The following is a 1,237-nucleotide window of genomic DNA, read 5'->3' on the forward strand; positions in this document are numbered from 1 at the left end:
AACTTCGATACCCACATCGACACGCAGACGCCCGGCGAACTGGCCCGGCGAGGCCACGCCAAGAGCAAGAGAAGCGACCTGCGTGTCGTAGGGCTTGGCGTCCTGGTCAGCGAGACCGGGCATGTTCCGCTGTTGTATCGGACGTATCCCGGCAACGGCTCGGACCAGGCCGTGCTCGCGGCGTGCCTAGGTGGGTTGGCGCAGTTGCACGAGGCACTCGACAGCGGTGAGGGCCGCGAGCGGCCGGCGCAGCGCACGGTGGTACGAGACGGCGGGTTTTGGAGCCCGCAACTGGAACTCGATCTCGATGCCGCCGGCTACTACAGCCTCATCTCGTTGCCACTGGGACACAAGGCCGCGGAGGAGGCGCTGCGGATGGCGGCGCAGCGCGGTGCGATGAAGCCGCTGTCGGGCAAGCTCAGCGACGTGCGGGCGGCGCGCGTTCGGACCACCGTGGGTGAGTTGGATCGCACGCTCGTCGTGGTGGAGAGCCAGGAGTTGCTGGCGGGCCAGAAACGCGGGATCGCGGTGGCGCTGGGCAAAGCGAAGGTGGAACTGAGCACGCTGGAGGGGTTGATCGAAAAGGGCCGCATCACGCGCAGCCGGCTCGAGCTGCGGGTCAAGAAGGCGCTCGCTCGGGAACACCTGTCGAGCTTCGTCGTGGCCACCATCGCCGGAAGCGAAGCGGTACCGACCTTGCATTGGCACGTCGATGCCACGTTGCGCCGCGAACTGGAGAGAACGCGGCTGGGCAGGCGGGTGCTGTGTACGGATCGGCACAACTGGAGCACCGGGCGAATCGTTTCCGCCTTCCGAGGGCAGTGGAACGTCGAGGAGCTGTTCCGCAGGGCGAAGAAAGGTGGCGTGGTTCCCTGGGGACCGTCACACCAGTGGGCCGATGGATCGTTGCGTCTGCATACCTTCGCGACCGTGCTTGGCCTGATGCTCGTGAGCTTGGCGCGGATGGCGCTGAGGACCGAGGCATCGGCGCGACGGATGATGGAAGGATTGGCCGAGATCAAGGTGACGCTGGTGAAGACGAAGACCGGGGCAGCGGGACGACGGCCAACGGCGATGCTGGCGCCGGACCTCACGTCCGAGCAGCGCCGCGCCGTGAAGGTCTTCGAGCTACAGAGGTGGGCGCCAATATTGTTTCATGTATGACGTCCGAGCCCATTCAGTCCATGATTTACGGGCCAAGAGCTCCGATCCAGCGCCTTGCTTTGCGAAAGTAGGG

Annotated in this window: 1 protein-coding gene; it reads left to right on the forward strand. The window is 65.6% G+C overall.

All coding sequences use genetic code 11. The features are described from left to right. On the forward strand, positions 1-1,164 hold a 1,164-nt coding region (locus ACGLHR_RS51710; protein WP_400103887.1), incomplete at its 5' end, for a transposase. Positions 1,165-1,237: the final 73 nt, after the last annotated feature.

Origin of the sequence: Cupriavidus sp. CuC1, assembly GCF_044627735.1 — a bacterium.
In the GTDB taxonomy this organism is placed as follows: domain Bacteria; phylum Pseudomonadota; class Gammaproteobacteria; order Burkholderiales; family Burkholderiaceae; genus Cupriavidus; species Cupriavidus ulmosensis.